The organism is Paenibacillus violae (genome assembly GCF_032461945.1).
Taxonomy (GTDB): Bacteria; Bacillota; Bacilli; order Paenibacillales; family NBRC-103111; genus Paenibacillus_E; species Paenibacillus_E violae.
The window spans coordinates 834688-852622 of sequence record NZ_JAWCUD010000002.1; the positions used below are offsets into that span (position 1 = coordinate 834688).

14 protein-coding genes are annotated in these 17935 nt (G+C 47.8%); all 14 read right to left on the bottom strand.

Annotation, left to right across the window (positions count from 1 at the left end; translation table 11 throughout):
* Nucleotides 1-129: 129 nt before the first annotated feature.
* On the bottom strand, nt 130-852 hold the full coding sequence (sigE, locus tag RQP52_RS10930) for an RNA polymerase sporulation sigma factor SigE (protein WP_090816111.1): 723 nt from the start codon (nt 850-852) through the stop codon (nt 130-132).
* A gap of 177 nt (nt 853-1029) precedes the next feature.
* Nucleotides 1030-1953 (bottom strand): sigma-E processing peptidase SpoIIGA, encoded by a 924-nt coding sequence (gene spoIIGA, locus RQP52_RS10935; RefSeq protein WP_315951384.1) that lies wholly within the window; start codon nt 1951-1953, stop codon nt 1030-1032.
* A gap of 234 nt (nt 1954-2187) precedes the next feature.
* Nucleotides 2188-3324: a cell division protein FtsZ gene (ftsZ, locus tag RQP52_RS10940; protein ID WP_157321566.1), complete on the bottom strand. Its 1137-nt coding sequence runs from the start codon at nt 3322-3324 to the stop codon at nt 2188-2190.
* A 30-nt stretch (nt 3325-3354) separates the two neighbouring features.
* On the bottom strand, nt 3355-4602 hold the full coding sequence (gene ftsA / locus RQP52_RS10945) for a cell division protein FtsA (RefSeq protein ID WP_127451985.1): 1248 nt from the start codon (nt 4600-4602) through the stop codon (nt 3355-3357).
* Nucleotides 4603-4904: 302 nt separating this feature from the next.
* Nucleotides 4905-5795: a cell division protein FtsQ/DivIB gene (locus RQP52_RS10950; RefSeq protein WP_315951385.1), complete on the bottom strand. Its 891-nt coding sequence runs from the start codon at nt 5793-5795 to the stop codon at nt 4905-4907.
* A gap of 115 nt (nt 5796-5910) precedes the next feature.
* Entirely contained in the window at nt 5911-7191 is a 1281-nt protein-coding gene (murA, locus tag RQP52_RS10955) for a UDP-N-acetylglucosamine 1-carboxyvinyltransferase (protein WP_315951386.1), read from the bottom strand.
* A 15-nt stretch (nt 7192-7206) separates the two neighbouring features.
* Nucleotides 7207-8112 (bottom strand): UDP-N-acetylmuramate dehydrogenase, encoded by a 906-nt coding sequence (gene murB, locus RQP52_RS10960; protein WP_315951387.1) that lies wholly within the window; start codon nt 8110-8112, stop codon nt 7207-7209.
* Between the two features lie 200 nt (nt 8113-8312).
* The gene (locus RQP52_RS10965; RefSeq protein WP_315951388.1) at nt 8313-9383 is read right to left on the bottom strand and encodes an undecaprenyldiphospho-muramoylpentapeptide beta-N-acetylglucosaminyltransferase; all 1071 of its coding nucleotides are present in this window, start codon (nt 9381-9383) and stop codon (nt 8313-8315) included.
* A gap of 7 nt (nt 9384-9390) precedes the next feature.
* Nucleotides 9391-10488, bottom strand: a complete 1098-nt coding sequence (gene spoVE, locus RQP52_RS10970; RefSeq protein WP_315951389.1) for a stage V sporulation protein E — start codon at nt 10486-10488, stop codon at nt 9391-9393.
* A gap of 101 nt (nt 10489-10589) precedes the next feature.
* Nucleotides 10590-11984 (bottom strand): UDP-N-acetylmuramoyl-L-alanine--D-glutamate ligase, encoded by a 1395-nt coding sequence (gene murD, locus RQP52_RS10975; protein WP_315951390.1) that lies wholly within the window; start codon nt 11982-11984, stop codon nt 10590-10592.
* A 3-nt stretch (nt 11985-11987) separates the two neighbouring features.
* Nucleotides 11988-12923 (bottom strand): phospho-N-acetylmuramoyl-pentapeptide-transferase, encoded by a 936-nt coding sequence (mraY, locus tag RQP52_RS10980; RefSeq protein ID WP_127452395.1) that lies wholly within the window; start codon nt 12921-12923, stop codon nt 11988-11990.
* Between the two features lie 96 nt (nt 12924-13019).
* Entirely contained in the window at nt 13020-14402 is a 1383-nt protein-coding gene (locus RQP52_RS10985) for a UDP-N-acetylmuramoyl-tripeptide--D-alanyl-D-alanine ligase (protein ID WP_315951391.1), read from the bottom strand.
* Nucleotides 14399-15886, bottom strand: coding sequence for a UDP-N-acetylmuramoyl-L-alanyl-D-glutamate--2,6-diaminopimelate ligase (locus RQP52_RS10990; protein ID WP_315951392.1), 1488 nt, complete (start codon nt 15884-15886; stop codon nt 14399-14401). The genes RQP52_RS10985 and RQP52_RS10990 overlap by 4 nt, the downstream gene beginning before the upstream one ends.
* Before the next feature lie 111 nt (nt 15887-15997).
* Entirely contained in the window at nt 15998-17926 is a 1929-nt protein-coding gene (locus RQP52_RS10995; protein WP_315951393.1) for a stage V sporulation protein D, read from the bottom strand.
* Nucleotides 17927-17935: the final 9 nt, after the last annotated feature.

Consider the following 17935-nt stretch of genomic DNA (forward strand, 5'->3'; position numbering starts at 1 on the left):
TTGACAAAAGGCCTCCGACTCGCTCCCCCCTGTGACGCCTGAACAATTTCGACATTGCCAGCTCAAAAATATTTTTCACAAAAAAAAGAGAGGTGGGATCACGACCACATCCCAAGCTCTCTTTTCACCTTACACCATCTTGTTAAACTCCTTACGCAGCCTTTTAATGATTCGTTTTTCCAGCCTGGAGATGTAGGATTGCGAAATGCCAAGTAGATCTGCCACGTCTTTTTGCGTTTTTTCCTCGCCGTCCTGTAATCCAAAGCGCAGCTCCATGATAATACGCTCACGCTCACTTAATTTATCCAACGCTTTGTGCAGCAGCTTACGGTCTACTTGTTCTTCAATATTGCGGTAAATGGTATCGTTCTCTGTTCCGAGTACATCGGACAAAAGCAGCTCATTACCATCCCAATCGATATTCAGCGGTTCGTCAAAAGATACTTCCGTACGGATTTTACTATTACGCCGCAGGTACATGAGAATTTCGTTCTCAATACATCTGGAAGCGTATGTAGCAAGTTTAATTTTCTTCTCCGGATCAAACGTGTTAACTGCTTTTATTAAGCCAATAGCGCCGATGGAAACCAGATCTTCGATGTTGATGCCTGTATTTTCAAACTTCCTGGCTATATAAACAACCAATCGCAGGTTGCGTTCAATCAACATGGCTCGAATAGCGGCGTCCCCGGATGGTAATTTTTCCAATAAGTATTCTTCTTCTTCCCTCGTTAGCGGTGGCGGTAGAGCCTCGCTTCCACCTATGTAATAGATTTCTTCTCCCTTAAGACCAAGAAGCATCAAAATTCGATAGTACGCTAGTTGAAAAAGCATTTTCCACTTCAAGAGCATGTTAGTTTCCTCCTAAGAGTTTTCCGTAGGAAAACTTGCTTCGTAAGCATAAGCTGAGTTTTGCGTAAGCAAAACTAACTTCGTAAGCATGGGCTGAGTTTTCGTAGGAAAACTTGCTTCGTATGCATTCGCTGAGTTTTGCGTATCAGAACAGACTTCGCCAGGGCAATGAAAGCGCTAACCAGCAGATATTAATGCCGGATGAATAATCGCTTGATAGGATCCGTCGCTGCAAAGCTTTCCTCCGTCGAGTCCGATAAGCACCTTAGATGCTTCAATTTGCGTACTATTATGGGTAATCACCACCTTATCCGGTTTAATGGCCAGCATGAATTGGGTGTTCCGATTAACGCCTCGATAAGGCACTAGACGCAAGCGGTCCTGCCAAACGAACTCTTCTACACCCAAACCGCTTATGATTTGGTCAACATCAGCTGACCGAATCCGCTGCAGCCACTCTACAGGCAATACATCGCCCCATTCCGACACTTCCATGACCATCACAGGGGTGCGCGTTAGTGGATCATACAATTGATTTCCCGTATCAATTAATCCTTTGCAGGAGGCCGTATAGTCTCCTACATGAATCGTAACTTCCGCAACGTAGGCTGTCAGCACATCACGCTGCTTTGTGCTTTGCAGCACGGTCCTGAACCACCAGAGCAATGGAATAAGTAGCAAAAGAACAAAGAGCACGCTGCCAATTTGGAGTTGGAACATTGCCACACCGGATTGGGTGAATACAATACCTTTCATCACCTCAGAGGACGATGCAAGGACATAATGGATACCAAACATCCCGCCAGCGACAGCAAAATTTACTAAGAGGAACGTTCCGAGGTTTCTCAATAAATTTTGTAAAGACCCGAACCCAAAAGCAGTCATAATCATCCCTATACAAAACATACATTTCACAGAAAATGTAAAAAGAAACACGGGTACCGGCAAGAACATAATGACGACATAGGAGGCTCCTAAGAACGACGAACCTACGATTCTCCACCATTTGAACGATATTTTCCGCGTTTTGGCCGTTACGATCAGCATGGCCGCATCCATCAGAAAGTTCAGTAGGAAAATGAGATCCGCGTAGACGATCACAATGTCCTCACCTCCATGATAGATGCTTTTTCAACCATTTTCCTGACGAAACTTTAAGGTTCTAAATCAGTATAGGGCAATCCTAGTTCAAAGTCTGTCTAAACTTGCTAGTAGGCTACTACTTTTTTTGTCAGTTGACGCGGCCTTTAACTAACTAGAAAAGCCTTCAAAATAACAAAAAACCGAAGCCGCTACATGACGTAGGACTTCGGTCTCTTTACACATTTCGTGTAATTATTTGTCGTTATTCCGCCCGCGATTGCGCAGGAACGTCGGAATATCTAATTGATCGTTTGATGGCTGTGAGCCAAAAGGTTTGAGGTTGTTCAATCGGTCGGAAGAAACGGATGGCGAGGATTGTGGTTGCTCTTGATGCCCGCTGACAGGACGCTTAACCGGTTGAGCCAGTGGTGATGCTCTATGCTCAAAACCAGTAGCAATGACCGTTACCAGAATTTCGTCTTTCAGCTTATCATCAATAACTGCTCCGAAAATCATGTTCACTTCAATATCAGAAGCTGATGCCACAATATCCGCCGCTTCATTGACTTCGTACAAGCTGAGGTTCACGCCGCCTGTGATGTTCATCAGAACCCCACGAGCACCTTCGATCGACGTTTCCAAGAGTGGCGAGGAAATCGCCTTTTTCGCTGCTTCAGCCGCGCGGTTTTCACCTGTTGCCACTCCGATTCCCATCAGGGCGGAGCCGCGTTCTGTCATGATTGTCTTCACATCAGCAAAGTCCAAGTTGATCAAACCAGGAACCGCGATCAAATCGGAGATCCCTTGAACGCCTTGGCGAAGTACGTTATCCGCTTCGCGGAAAGCTTCAAGCATCGGCGTTTTCTTATCTACGATTTCCAAGAGACGGTCGTTAGGAATAATGATAAGAGTGTCTACTTTCTCTTTCAATGCAGCAATCCCTTGCTCTGCTTGTAAGGAACGCTTGCGACCTTCAAATGTAAACGGACGAGTAACAACACCAACGGTTAACGCGCCCACTTCTTTTGCGATTTCAGCAATAACGGGAGCCGCTCCAGTTCCAGTACCGCCACCCATTCCTGCAGTAACGAAAACCATGTCTGCGCCGCGAAGCGTGTTCAGAATCATCTCCCTTGACTCTTCTGCCGCTTTCTTCCCTACATCCGGGTTTGCACCTGCGCCAAGACCGCGCGTCAGCTTGTCCCCGATTTGCAATTTATGCACCGATTTGGCAAGGTGTAAAGCTTGAGCATCCGTGTTAACGGTAATAAACTCAACGCCCTTAACGCCGTTCTCGATCATTCGATTTACCGCATTACTACCACCGCCACCAACACCGATGACCTTTATTTGAGCCAACTGTTCCATATCCATATCAAATTCAAACATGTGAGTCATATCCCCCTAACGTTGCGTTCACTATATAAATTCACTGAAAAAACTTTTTACACGTTCCAAAATACCAGGTTTAGAGCTCTCGGAGGATTTTTTTGTTACAGGTTTTGATGCCACTTTTTTGGTGAAAGCGGTATTCCGGTTTTTCATGTACTTGGAAACGAATTGAATGATGCCAACACCACTCGTGTAAGAAGGATCACGCACTCCGATGAAATCAGGAACGGCAATTCGAACAGATGTAGCGAGTTGAGCTTGTGCAATGGCGAGTACACCTGGCATACAAACGGTTCCGCCTGTGAGTACGTACCCACCGGCTAGATCGCCATATCCCAGGCGGTGCACTTCTGCACGTATCATTTGGAAAATTTCTTCAACGCGGGGTTCAATAATATTCGCGAGATCAACTTGCGAAAACTCTTTTTCCACATTGCTTCCCATTCGTGTAACCTTAAACATTTGATCGGGGGCTGAGTCGTCTACCGATGCGCAACCGTATTTCAGCTTTATTTTCTCTGCGATTTCGAGCTGAGTACGAAGGCCTATCGAGATATCATTGCTGATATACTCACCGCCGATTTGAATCGTTGATGTGGCTGTCAGATTCCCTTGTTCAAACACAGCGATCGTCGCTGCACCTGCACCAACATCAACCAGTACAGTTCCTACTGATTTCTCATCCTTGGAAAGAGCTAACTGTCCGGATGCAAGCGACATCAAGATGAGGCCTGCGACCTTAAGTTCGGATTTTTCCACAACTCGGATCAGATTATGTATCCCCGTCTTCGCGCCTGTGATTATCGTCGCTTCCACTTCTAAGCGAACGCCGATCATGCCGCGAGGATCGTTAATGCCTTCTTGTCCATCAACTAAGTATTGCTTGGGTACGACTCCAATAATTTCACGCTCGGGAGGTAATGCGATGACTCTTGCCGCTTGAATGACACGATCAATATCCTCTTCCCCGATTTCTCGGTCTTCATTAGAAACAGCGACAACACCGTGACTCGATTGAAGAGCAATATGATTCCCTGAAATTCCTACGTAAACCTCGGAAATTTGTACGCCGACCATTCGTTCAGCATGATCAACAGCGCTCCGGATGGAGTTGACCGTTTGGTCAATATCAACGATTGCGCCTTTACGAATACCCTCTGACTCGGCAGATCCCACACCTATTATATTAATGGTTCCGTTAACAACTTCCCCAATAATAGCACGAACCTTGGATGTACCGATGTCTAAACTAACAATGATATCATTGTTGCTCAAGCCCCTGGCACCTCCTATAACTTGGATAATATTGTGTTTACATTACAATTACTTAAATACGTATTCCACACAACCGCCATATTCCCTCTTTTTTCAACATTTTTTTTAACGGAAGCAAAGTCGTTTTTTTAAACAGTTAATTTTCAATAGAATAGGGATAAAACAAGTCTAGTAATTGCTTGTACACTTCATAGGGTTAATAGAATTCTATTTAACCATAAAACTAATTTTAACATTAATTTTCATGGTTGAGTAGTCCATTAAACCGTTTTTTTATCAGGAAGGACGCGCTGTTTCTGGGATTACGGTTTCGGTGTCGCTTTTGGAGTCGGCTTTGGCGTCGACTTGTTCCCATCCTTGTTAGGATCGGGTGATGGGCTTGCTGCTGCATTGCTTCCACCTTTTTGGCCCGACGCATTATTCGAATCAGATTTCGTATCTTCATTAGGTTCAAAAGGAGCATGATATTCTACTTCTAGCATTTTGATAATGCCGCTAGTAATATGATCCTCTTGTAAGCTTGCTATATAAGCAGGCAGATTGTCAATTTTCTCAGGCAAGTAAGCTATCGTGGTGTACACTTCAAATTGGGATCTCGTGTACAGCTTGATTTTGTCAGGGTACGGCTCCGACGGGTCCGGTTTGATTTCGGAAATGTCCGAGAGCGCACTCTCCGGAATTTCACCTAGCACTTTGCATAGTGCTGCTTTATTCGGATCACCATCCGTCCACCCCGTCAAAATGGGCATATCCAGTGGAATGCTGCTGCCAGCAGGCAATTCAACGACAGCGCCATCGGCAAGCACCGCTTGCTTTTTGCCATCTGCTGCTATCTGGAAAGCAACCTTCGGATACTCCTGCACGGTAATGAGAACTTTGCCTGGAAAATGCTTCTTCACCGTAGCTGTCTTAATCATGGGCAGAGATGCTACACGCTGTGTTATCGTTTGTGAACTGAAGGCAAAGAACCGGTCCCCGACGGCAATCTGGCTTGCTTGTCCGATCGCTTCTGAGGTCATGAGCTCATTTCCTTCAACTTCAATGGCACTTACACGGCTTAGAGAAGACTGAAAAAACAAAATGACTAAAATGATGATAAAAAAAATAAATAAGAAGATGAGCAGTTTTCTATTCGTACGGGCTCGTGGCTTTGGAACGGGCGGCAGAGCGGGCATATTGCGGTCGTCAGACAAGCTGGGCACCACCTAATAGTTTCGAATGAAGGTTAAAATTTACAATCTTGTATGTACCAATCAAATGAAACCGTGAATCCCCGCCTGAATCCAGGAAGGGATGCGCGGAATTCATTCAGTTGTTCGCTTGCTCACTTGGAACAGGTGATTGTCGATGCACGGAAGCACCTAATCTTGAAAGCATATGTTCAATTCTATCATAGCCTCTATCAATATGATGAATTTGCTCAACGATCGTCGTACCATGCGCAGCCAGACCGGCGATAACAAGTGCTGCGCCAGCACGTAAATCCGTCGCCTCCACTGTCGCTCCATACAGCCTGGGAACGCCTCGAATAAAGGCTGAACTCATATCTACACGGATATCTGCACCCATACGGGACAATTCATCTACGTGCTTGAATCTACCTTCGAAAATCGTTTCTTTCATTACGCTCATCCCGTCTGCTAAAGATAGCAGCACCATAACCTGTGATTGCAAATCAGTAGGAAAAGACGGATGCGGCGAAGTCACGATACGTTCGACGGCCTTCGGTCTAGTCGGACAGCTTACATGTATTATATCACCGTCAGAGATGATTTGAACACCTGCACGCTTGAGGACATGAATCACAGAGGTTAAGTGAGCAGGGTTAACCTTCTCTAAAGTAATGCTCCCTTTCGTTGCAGCAGCGGCCACCATAAAGGTTCCGGCCACGATACGGTCAGGGATGATGCGGTAGGTGCAAGGTGACAGAGTTTCCACACCACGAATGGTGATGGTATCTGTTCCTGCTCCGATAATGTCGGCGCCCATGGCGTTCAGGAAGTTCTGCAGATCCTGAATTTCCGGTTCGCGGGCCGCATTATAAATCGTTGTGATGCCTTCCGCTTTCACAGCAGCCATCATGATATTTTCCGTAGCTCCGACGCTCGGGAAATCAAGAACGATTTCACTGCCATGAAGCGATTCGGCTGTGCAAACAATTTTGTTTGCGAATTCTTCGATGTTGGCTCCTAAAGCTTGCAGCCCTTTCAGGTGCAAATCAATTTTACGTTCGCCGATTGCGCAGCCTCCGGGTTGATACACGGTGACACTGCCAAATCTAGCGAGCAGCGGTCCCATTAGAAAGATGGATGAACGCATCTGCCCCATCAATTCTTCTGGAATATGCGAGGAATTAGCTGTGGTTGTTGTAATAGATACCGTATCCCCTTGCTGTTCGGCACGGCAGCCCAACGCACGAAGAATGCGGAGCATGGTGTCGATATCGAGCAAATTAGGAACATTATGCAGAGTATGAGTGCCGCTAGCCAGGATGCATGCTGCTAAGATTGGTAATGCGGCGTTTTTAGCGCCGTGTATCTGGATGGCTCCCGTGAGAGGTTTTCCACCTTCGATAACGAGCTTCTCCAAAGTTCCACCTCCGATTTACCTCTCACCCATCACCAAAACTTCCGGTACTAGCGATATGCCGTACTGTTTCTGTACGATCTGCTGTACTTCTGCGATGAGAGTGAGAACGTCCTCGGCTTTAGCATCTCCGGTGTTCACAATGAAATTGGCGTGCAGCGTAGAGATTTGTGCTCCACCGACACGTTTGCCTTTCAGGCCAGCCTCTTCGATGAGCTTTGCGGCGAATCCCCCTGCGGGGTTGCGGAATACACTTCCAGCACAAGCTAATTGAAGCGGTTGTGTGCGAAGACGCCGATCCCGGTAAGCCGCCATGGCTCCCGCGATTTCTTTGCGTTCTCCAACCTGTAATTCAAAGACAGCTTCTGTTACGATGCCGGGGAGAGTGTGCAGAATAGAATGCCGATAGGCATACTGCAAATCCTCTGCCAGCATCGTGACCAATTCCCCTGTGTCCAGGATGACTTCAGCCTGCTTGAGTATGCGTGACACATCGGACCCGTGAGCCCCTGCATTCATGTAGACGGCGCCTCCCACAGAACCGGGAATGCCCGAAGCAAACTCCAGTCCGGTTAAACCTTCCTTGGCTGCTAGCACAGACAATTTAATGAACGAATAGGAACCGCCTGCATAAACCGTCGCACCTTCAAAGCGCAAAGTTTCCAGCGCAGAGCCAAGTTTGATAACTACCCCTCTAATTCCTTTGTCACTGACAAGCAGGTTAGATCCACGACCGATAATCGTCCATGGTACTCCACGTTGATGCAGAAAACGGATGACTGCAGCAACCTGCTCCTTCGTGTTCGGGAGGATAAGGCAATCGGCCGGACCACCGATTTTCCAAGTCGTATAAGGGGCCAGTCGCTCATTCGTTCGAATCTCGCCAATATTTGCTGCCTTTAAGTCGGATATTAACTGCTGCATGGGAAAACCTCCTTCACAGAACATAGGGCGAAATTATCGAATCATCTTAATCTCCATAATTTCAAAAATACGGACCAAGTTGAAGATGGCCGGGCTTCAAACTTTGGCGCCATATCAAGCCTTAGGTGTCTGTCACGGTTATAGTATAGTTTATGTAAAATCGGATAGAGTGTGACAATCGCCCATTCGCTTTCGAAAAACTAACTCGATAAGCTGTAGGATTCAATCAATTTAACGATCGCAGCAACAGCATCGCTGTCGTTGCGGGATTGCATAGCTGCTTTATAAGTTTCTCTGTTTGCATAAAGAGCCTCCAGGCGTGATTGCAGCGATTCAGCTGTAAGCTCATCTTCCTGCATAACATCCGCGTAACCGGCTTTCTGAAACGACTTGGCGTTCAGAATCTGATCGCCACGGCTCGCTTGCAGAGATAAGGGAATAAGCAGCATCGGTTTTTCCAATACCAAAAACTCATAAATCGACGTAGCGCCTGCCCGGGAAATCACAAGGTCTGTCATAGCTAAGACATCCGGGAGTTCCTCATTCAAATATTCGAATTGTTTATATCCCCGCGTCCCGGCAAACTCTGCCGCAATATTGCCCTTCCCGCACAAATGAACAATTTGAAATTGTTCCAGCAACCGGGGAAGATTTCCTCTGACTGCTTGGTTGATGACCTGCGAGCCCAGGCTTCCCCCCATGATCAAAATAACGGGTTTTTGCTTATGAAAATCGCAAAGCTGGTAGCCTTTGGAGGCTTTCCCGCTCCGAATATGTTCGCGAATCGGCAAACCGGTAAGAACCGCTTTCTCTTTGTTGACATGCTGCAGGGACTCCGGAAATGTGACACATACTTTCGTTGCCATAGGAATCGATATTTTATTAGCCAATCCTGGCGTCATATCGGATTCATGAATAATGACCGGCACTTTGTTCATGCGACTGCCCAAAACAACCGGTACGGAAACGAACCCGCCCTTCGAAAAGACGATGGCGGGCTTCAGACGACGGAGCAATCTATAAGATTCATAAACACCTTTCATCACTCTAAAAGGGTCTTTGAAATTTTTCAGATCAAAATATCGACGCAATTTCCCAGAAGATATCGGGTAAAAAGGAACACCTTCGCGCTCGATGATGTCTTTCTCGATGCCTGTAGCCGAGCCTATGTATTTAATTTCCCAACCTAACTCTTTCAGCTTATGCATAAGAGCAATGTTAGGCGTAACATGTCCTGCGGAGCCTCCTCCGGTAAAGACAATTGTTTTCATTCCTTTGTCACCTCGAATAACGGGATATATTGAGCAGGATGCCGACGGATGTCAGCATAAGCGTCAATGACGAACCACCTGCACTTATGAATGGCAATGTAATACCGGTAACTGGAAACATACCAATGACAACACCGATATTAATAATAACCTGAACAGCAATCATGCCGATAATGCCGACAGCAATTAAACTTGCAAACGTATCCGGTGCTGTAATCGCTGCCCGCATACCGCGCCATACTAAAATGGTAAATAATAAAAGCACTAAGGTACCGCCAATAAAACCAAGTTCTTCAGCAATGATGGAGAAAATAAAATCGGTTTGCGGCTCAGGCAAATAACTGTATTTCTGACGGCTCATACCAAGTCCCAACCCTACTAAGCCGCCTGGACCAATTGCATAGAGAGATTGAATAGATTGATAGCCTGCACCAAGCGGGTCCTGCCAAGGATCTAAAAAAGCAGTAATCCGTTTCAAGCGATACGGAGCAGCAATGATGAGCCCAATAAAACCGGCAACCCCTATCATACCCAGATATGAAAGATGAAGCAATCGTGCGCCTGAGATAAAAATGATAAGCAGTGAAGCTCCGACCAGAACAGCGCCGGTTCCAAGGTCAGGCTGCAGCATAATCAAGCCGAAGGCTAACCCCATAATCCCTAGCGGAGGCAATAACCCTTTGGTAAATTGGGTGATTTTGGATTGCTGCTCCGATAACAATTTGGATAAGTACAGAATCATCCCCATCTTCATAAACTCCGACGGTTGTATACCGAAGGCGCCAATCCCGAGCCAGCTCCTGGCTCCGCCGCGCACAACCCCAATGCCGGGAATCAGCACAATAATCAGCATGAAGAAACATACGATCAGTGTAATGCGCGCTACCTTTTTCCAAACGAGATAATCGACATTCATCGTAAAAAACATCGCAATGATCCCTAAAACAGCAAAAATTAACTGCCGTTTCAGGTAATACAGGGAATCGCCGAATTCCCGAAAGGCCAGTACACTGCTCGCACTGTAAACCATAATAATGCCAATTGTCAAAAGCAGCAAGGTTGGAATAATAATCCAAATATCAGGAGCAGACCGTGATTTACCCATAACAGACACCTCTTTAAGTGTTCTGGGCCACATCCATAGGATGGATAGCCGAGCAGGAGACGACCGTCACCTGCCAGCAAACACATGTGGATAAGCCCTATTTAAAGGTTATGCACGGACTCCTTAAACATGCGTCCCCTGTCCTCAAAGGAGGGGAACATATCCCAACTTGCACAAGCCGGCGAAAGAAGGACGATATCTCCCTCTTCACACATCTGCCAAGCAAGCTGAACGGCTTGCGAAATTGCATCCGCTGCATCCTTAGCAGTATCGACGGTTTGAATACGGCTAATCCCTGCCAGCTCGGCAATATGTTTAATTTTCTCTTTTGTTTGTCCGAGTGTGACAATCCCTTTCACTCGCTCCCCGAACGTAGGCAGCAGCTCCATATAATCAGAGCCTCGATCCAAGCCTCCTGCAATTAAAACTAACTTTTGGTCGAAGGCTTCAATTGAGCTAATCGTAGCCACAGCGTTTGTCGCTTTCGAGTTATTGTAGAAAGTGACCCCCTTCAGTTCTCTCACGAACTCCAGACGGTGCTCTACGCCTTTGAAGCTTCTAAGCACATCTGCGATCGTGTGCGGCTCTACACCTGCTGTGAGGGCCGCTGCCGCTGCCGCCAAAGCGTTCTCAATGTTAAAGCTGCCCGGCATTCCCATTTCGCGTGCTGGCATAATCGGCACAATTTCACCTCGGCCATTCGCATAAACAAGGTTATCTGACGATTTGTCATAATAAACACCGTAAGACAACGCTTCTTTCCTGGAGAATGGGAAAAGCTTCGCTTTTAGCGTAGGAATAAGCGATTGGCATACCGGATGATCCCAATTTAATATAGCCGTATCTTCTTCTGTTTGATTGGCAAACAGCTTCGCTTTTGAGGCAATATAATCATCCATCGAACCATGGTAGTCCAGATGAGTTTCGTACAAATTCAAGAACAGCGCAATTTTCGGACGGAACGAAGTCGTCCCTTTGAGTTGAAAGGAGCTTAGCTCCACAACCATCCAATTGTCGGCCGTCACTTCAGGCGCTGCTTCCGTAAGAGCACGCCCGATATTCCCCGCCACGACAGGCGACATGCCTGCTGAATCCAGCATTAATCCAATCAATGTTGTCGTTGTTGTCTTCCCGTTTGAACCAGTAATCCCGATAATCGGCGCTTCACAGAACTGATAGGCGACTTCTACTTCCGTAACGACTTCAATGCCAAGCTCCAAAGCTTTGCGGATCGGCTCAACCGAGTACGGGATACCCGGGTTTTTCACAACGAGCGCAACACCCTCATGGACCAAGGACTCCGGATGAAACCCGCATACAACAGAAATACCCAGAGCCTCCAATTCGTCGGCTTCAGGGCATGCGCTCCGCTCTTTTTTGTCATTAACGGTGACCAAGGCTCCTTGTTGATGAAAAAGCTTAGCCGCAGCGACACCGCTGCGAGCCAAGCCCAAAACAACCACTTCAAGTCCACGATATTCCCGCGGATGCATCATGTTCTACAACACCTCATTCATATATAATCCGAGTGCAGCAAGTACAAGACCTACGACCCAGAATGTAATAACAACACGCCATTCCGACCATCCGACCAGTTCAAAGTGGTGATGGATCGGACTCATTTTAAAAACACGCTTGCCCCTGGTCTTGAAGGAAACAACTTGAATAACAACAGATAAAATTTCGATCAGGAACACGCCGCCGACAACCGCCAGCAGCAGCTCCGCTTTGGTCAAAATCGCAACAGCCACTAAGCCGCCGCCGATGCCAAGCGAGCCTGTATCTCCCATAAACACTTTCGCCGGATGTGCGTTAAAGACGAGAAAACCAAGCACAGCACCCACCATGGCCGCTGAGAAAATCGCTGCTTCCGGCTGTGTGTTGTTCATCGCAATCACCGTATACGCGCCAAATGCAATTGCACTTGTCCCTGCCAGCAAACCATCCAACCCATCGGTGAAATTCACCGCGTTAGACGCGCCTAACATGAGGATCGCCATCAGTGGGAAGTACAACCAGCCAGGATTGAAGTGGAACTCCACAAAAGGGATATATAAGTCCGTGCTATGTCCTTCCCTCACCAGCAGGTAACAAACAATAGCCGAGATCAGCAGCTGCCCGAACAGCTTTTGTTTCGCTGTAAGTCCAAGCGAGCGTTTGAAAATAATTTTGATGTAATCGTCCAGAAAACCTACGAGGCCGTAGCCTAGTGAAGCAATCAGCAAGATGAGAAGATCTGTATTTTTATCAGCAAAACGAAGGCTTGCCAAAGCCAGGGCAATTAGAATGATGATGCCGCCCATCGTTGGTGTTCCTTGTTTCTTCAAATGTCCCTGTGGGCCATCCTCACGGATTTGTTGGCCAAACTTCATACGCCGCAAAATCGGAATACAAAGCGGCCCCATAATAAGCGCAAGCACAAATGCGACGCCCATCGTTAATAAAATTGCGTTTTCCACGTTGGTTCCCCCTGCTCGTTTCCGTTATCCGAAAACGATCTACTGTTTCATAATAAGTTCATTCTGTTCCTATTAGGTGAGTAAAGCATTCACGACTTGCTCAAGCCGCATACCGCGCGAGCCCTTCACAAGCACAATGTCCTCCGGCTGTGCCAAAGCGGCTAGCTCGCTCGCGAGCAGCTCCTTGTCCTCGAAGGCGCGCACGCGATCCTTCGAGAGGCGCTCCGCCGCTTCCTCTGCGATGAAGCGGCCCAAACGGCCGAACGTGAAGACGTAGTCTACACGTTCCGGCGATACCATCGCGCCAATTTCGCGATGGAACTGCTCTTCGTGCTCGCCAAGCTCCAGCATGTCGCCGAGCACGAGGAACTTCCGACCGAAGCCGCCCAGCGTCTCGGTCAATGTAATGGCCGCCCGCATGGAAGCCGGGCTGGCATTGTACGCATCGTTGAGCACGGTCAGCCCTGAGGCTGCCGTCAGCTTCTCGATGCGCATGCTTGTCATCTCCAGCGAGCGGAGCCCCGCTGCAATGGCTTCCTGCTGAACTCCGAAGGCTTCGCCGATGGCGACGGCCGCTAACGCGTTGATGACGTTATGCGTGCCGAGCAAAGGAATGTACAATTCCGCGTAATCCGGTGAATTGACCTGGAAGTGCGCACCGTCCGCATCCATACGAATCGCGGTCGGGTATTTCGCATTGTCCTTGCCGTGTCCGAAGCGGAGACGGTGAAGCCCTTCCGGCAAGCTGCGCTCTGCAAGAGCCATCTCAATGAGCGGCTCGTCACCGTTGTACACTAGCAGGCTGCCGCTTGGCATGCCGCTTACGATCTCCACTTTCGCCCGGGCAATTTCTTCCCTCGAACCCAGCTGAAGCATGTGGGACTCGCCGATCATTGTGATGATCGAAGCATCCGGCTCGGCCAAATCGCTTAGCAGCTCGATCTCGCCCCGTCCGCTCATCCCCATTTCAACAACGGCAAACTCTGTCGTTTCCTCCAGCTGTAAGAGCGTAACCGGCAAACCGATATGATTATTTAAATTCCCTTTGGTTTTATGCACTTTATACGTACTACCCAAAACCGCTGCGACCAAATCTTTCGTCGTTGTTTTGCCGTTACTGCCCGTTATGCCTATGATGCGCACAGACAGTTGCTTCCGATAAGCCTTAGCTAATTGCTGTAAAGCTGCCAGCGTATCTGCCACTGGGACATAGGGAACACCTGCTGGTGCATCTCCGCGATCCTCCTGCCATAAAACAGCCGCCGCTCCTTTATGATAAGCTTCCTCTGCATAGGCGTGCCCGTCAAAATTTTCTCCAATCAGCGGGACGAATAGACTGCCGGCCGGAATCGAGCGAGTATCGGTTGAGACGCCCGCAACGCTCACGGCAGCTTCAGTCCCTCGAACCTCACTCCCCAACATTTCTGCAATTTGTTCTAATGTACGCTGGATCATCGATTTCTCCCCTTTATCGCAGCCTTAGCCACCAAACGATCATCGAAATCATGCTTGACCCCCATGATATCCTGATACGTTTCGTGGCCTTTTCCCGCTATCAATATTACATCTTTGGGGCCTGCCCCATCAATAGCCTTTTGTATCGCTTTTTTACGATCCGGAATCAATTCATAGTTATTTTCGGGATAACTGACCTCCTGAAGACCGGGAACAATGTCCTGAAGAATGGCATCCGGATTCTCGGTGCGGGGATTGTCGGAAGTCACATATAAATAATCGCTAAAGGCCGCTGTTACCTTCCCCATCAAGGGGCGCTTCGTTCTGTCGCGATCTCCTCCACAACCAAATACGGTAATGACTTTGCCCTCGGCAAATTCACGGACCGTAGAAAGTGCATTCTCTAGTCCATCCGGCGTATGGGCGTAGTCAACCAGAACCAAGTAATCCTGGCCCTCATCCACGACCTCCATCCGTCCATCTACGACAGCAATACTTTCCAAGCTGTTCCGAATCGCCTCTAACGGAATGCCTTCCGCCAATGCGGCTGCGATTGACCCAAGAGCGTTATACACATTAAATTTGCCGACCAATTTCATTTCGAAGAACGCTTCTCCGGCAAAAGAGATTAATCGGAAAGCTGTGCCTTTTGCAGTAATCCGAATGTCAGTCGCACGAACATCACATGGCTGCTCTATCCCGTATGTAATCACTTGTGCGGCTGTAAGTCTGTTGAACGTCTCTGATGCCGCATCATCCGCATTCAAGATCGCATACTGACGATCTTGGGAATTACCTGAAAACCCGTTGCCCAATCTGGAGAACAAAAGCCCTTTTGCCGCTGCATATGCTTCCATGGTTTTGTGGTAATCCAGATGATCCTGGGACAAGTTCGTAAAAATGCCTGAGCGGAAGTGAATCCCCTTCACACGGCCAAGCTCCAAAGCATGGCTTGAAACCTCCATAATGCAGTAATCTGTTCCTGCCTCGCACATGCTGCGGAAACTGCGCTGCAGATCAACGGACTCTTGCGTTGTCCGCTCCATCTCGGTGTAAGTATCACCGATTTTCATTTGAATCGTGCCCATCAGACCCGTGGTAAAGCCTTGATCGCGCAATATTTTTTCCAGCAAGTAGGTCGATGTTGTTTTGCCGTTGGTCCCTGTAATTCCAATTAACTTTAATTCCTTACTCGGATATCCGTAGAAGTGAGCAGACAATGCGGCCATCGCGTATCTGGCATCTTTCACCACCAATTGTGGAACCGGCAAATCCAGCACTCTTTCGGTAACAAGCGCAGAAGCCCCAAGCGCAATAGCTTTTGGGGCGTAATCATGGCCGTCAACCGTCAGTCCTGGGATGCACAAAAATATATCGCCTGGTTTAATTTTACGAGAGTCTGCTTCAATCCCCGTAATCTCCGTATCCGCATTTCCATGTATGTGGGTAATGAGCAGTGCGGAAGCAAGCTCCTGCAGTTTCATGAGCAACCCTCTCCTTAACATTTTTCCTATCTATTATGGACAATTTTATGCATATGGAAAAGCTAAACATGTCTTACTTGCAAATCTTTTTTTGAATCGGAACCTAACTCCCTATTGTGGCGGCTCATTGTTCGATAAAAAAATACGAATCGTTGAACCTTGATCAACCCTTGTGCCTGCTTTCGGCGCTTGGCTGATCACATATTTGCCATTACCGGACTTCGCCAGCTTAAAATTCATGTTCAGATCTTCTAATATATCATCAACTGACGCTCCAACCAAGTCCGGCACCTCAACAACCGGTGTTTCCCCATATCGGTACTCTTTATCGAGCTGCTGCTTATTCGGCTCAACCTTCATATAGCGCAAAGCGTCAGCCATCATGTTCTTAACTAAAGGCGCTGCGATCAAACCGCCAAATTGAATGCCTTTGGGGTCATCCACTGCCGCATAAATAACAACTTTGGGGTTATCCGCCGGGGCAAATCCGATAAAGGATACGATATGCTCATCGGGTGAATAGCGGCCGTTGATAACCTTTTGCGCGGTTCCCGTTTTCCCACCGACCCGGTAGCCGTCGATAAAAGCATTGCGCCCTGTACCTAGCGCTACTACGCTTTCGAGCGCTTCCCGGACCTGTTTCGAGGTTCCCTCGGAAATGACATTGCGCACAAGCTCCGGCTCTACGACATCAACGACTTCACCTGTGTCCGGGTTCGAGAACGATTTGGCCACATAAGGCTTAAACAGTTTCCCCCCATTGATTGCTGCAGATACAGCTGTAATTTGTTGAATCGGCGTTACGGAAACCCCTTGACCGAAAGCGGTCGTTGCAAGTTCCACGGGCCCAACCTGAGAAGGTTTGAACATAATCCCGTTTTCTTCACCGCCGAGGTCGATGCCTGTCTTTTTCCCAAAACCAAATTTGGAAATGTAGTCAAACAACTTCTCTTTGCCGAGCCGCTGCCCCATGACGACAAAACCCGGGTTGCAAGAGTTTTGAACAACTTGAAGCATCGTTTCACTGCCATGGCCGCCACGTTTCCAACAACGCAGTCTGGCTCCCCCAACTTCAATAAAACCAGGGTCATAGAAAGGTTCGTTCTTGAGATCCACTTTCTTTTCTTCCAAAGCTGCTGCAAGCGTAATAATTTTAAACGTCGAACCTGGCTCATACGTTTTCCAAATCGGCAAGTTCCTGTTATACGTTTCAGCCGGATAGTTCTTATAATTGCCCGGCTCGTAGGTCGGTCTGCTGCCCATGGCCAATATCTCTCCATTATTCGGGTCCATCATAATTGCGACGACATTTTGCGCTTGATACTGAACCATGGCTTGGTCCAATTCTCTTTCCATCACGGACTGCAGATGATTATCGATGGTCAGTTTTACGTTGAGCCCGTCTTTCGGGCTTGTATACTTATCCGTTGTCCCTGCCAGCGGCCTGCCCGCTGCATCTGTCATATAAGAAATATTGCCGGGGATTCCCGTCAATTCCTTATCGTATTTTGCTTCAATCCCTGTAAGACCTTTATCTATGCCGGCAAAACCCAGAATGTGTGCGGCCAAGCTGCCATATGGGTAATATCGTTTATTATCTTCGGCGACTACAACCCCGGGAAGGTGCAGATTACGGACTTCCTGCGCTTTCTCAATCGTTATTTTCCGACCGGACGGCTTGATGTCGACTTGGGACGTTTTTTTCGTAATTTGCTTATAGATATCATCCGCATTTCCTTGAAGCACTTCCGCCAGTTTAGCAGCCGTACTCTGAGGATCTTGAATTTGAACCGGTATCGCCACGATCGTCGGCGTGCTCATGCTATAAGTCAAAGTGATCCCGTTGCGATCCTGAATCTCTCCTCGTTTCGGCGCAAACTCAATCTGTCTCCTCCAGCTATCCTCCGCTTTATTCGCCAAGTCTTGTCCAATCCATAGCTGGACGTAGGCCAAGCGGAGAATAAGTGCAGTGAAAATAATCGTGCCAATGATGAGCGCAGTAAACAATCTGCGGCGAACAGTAACGTTAGAAGCACGCATGAACGTTCA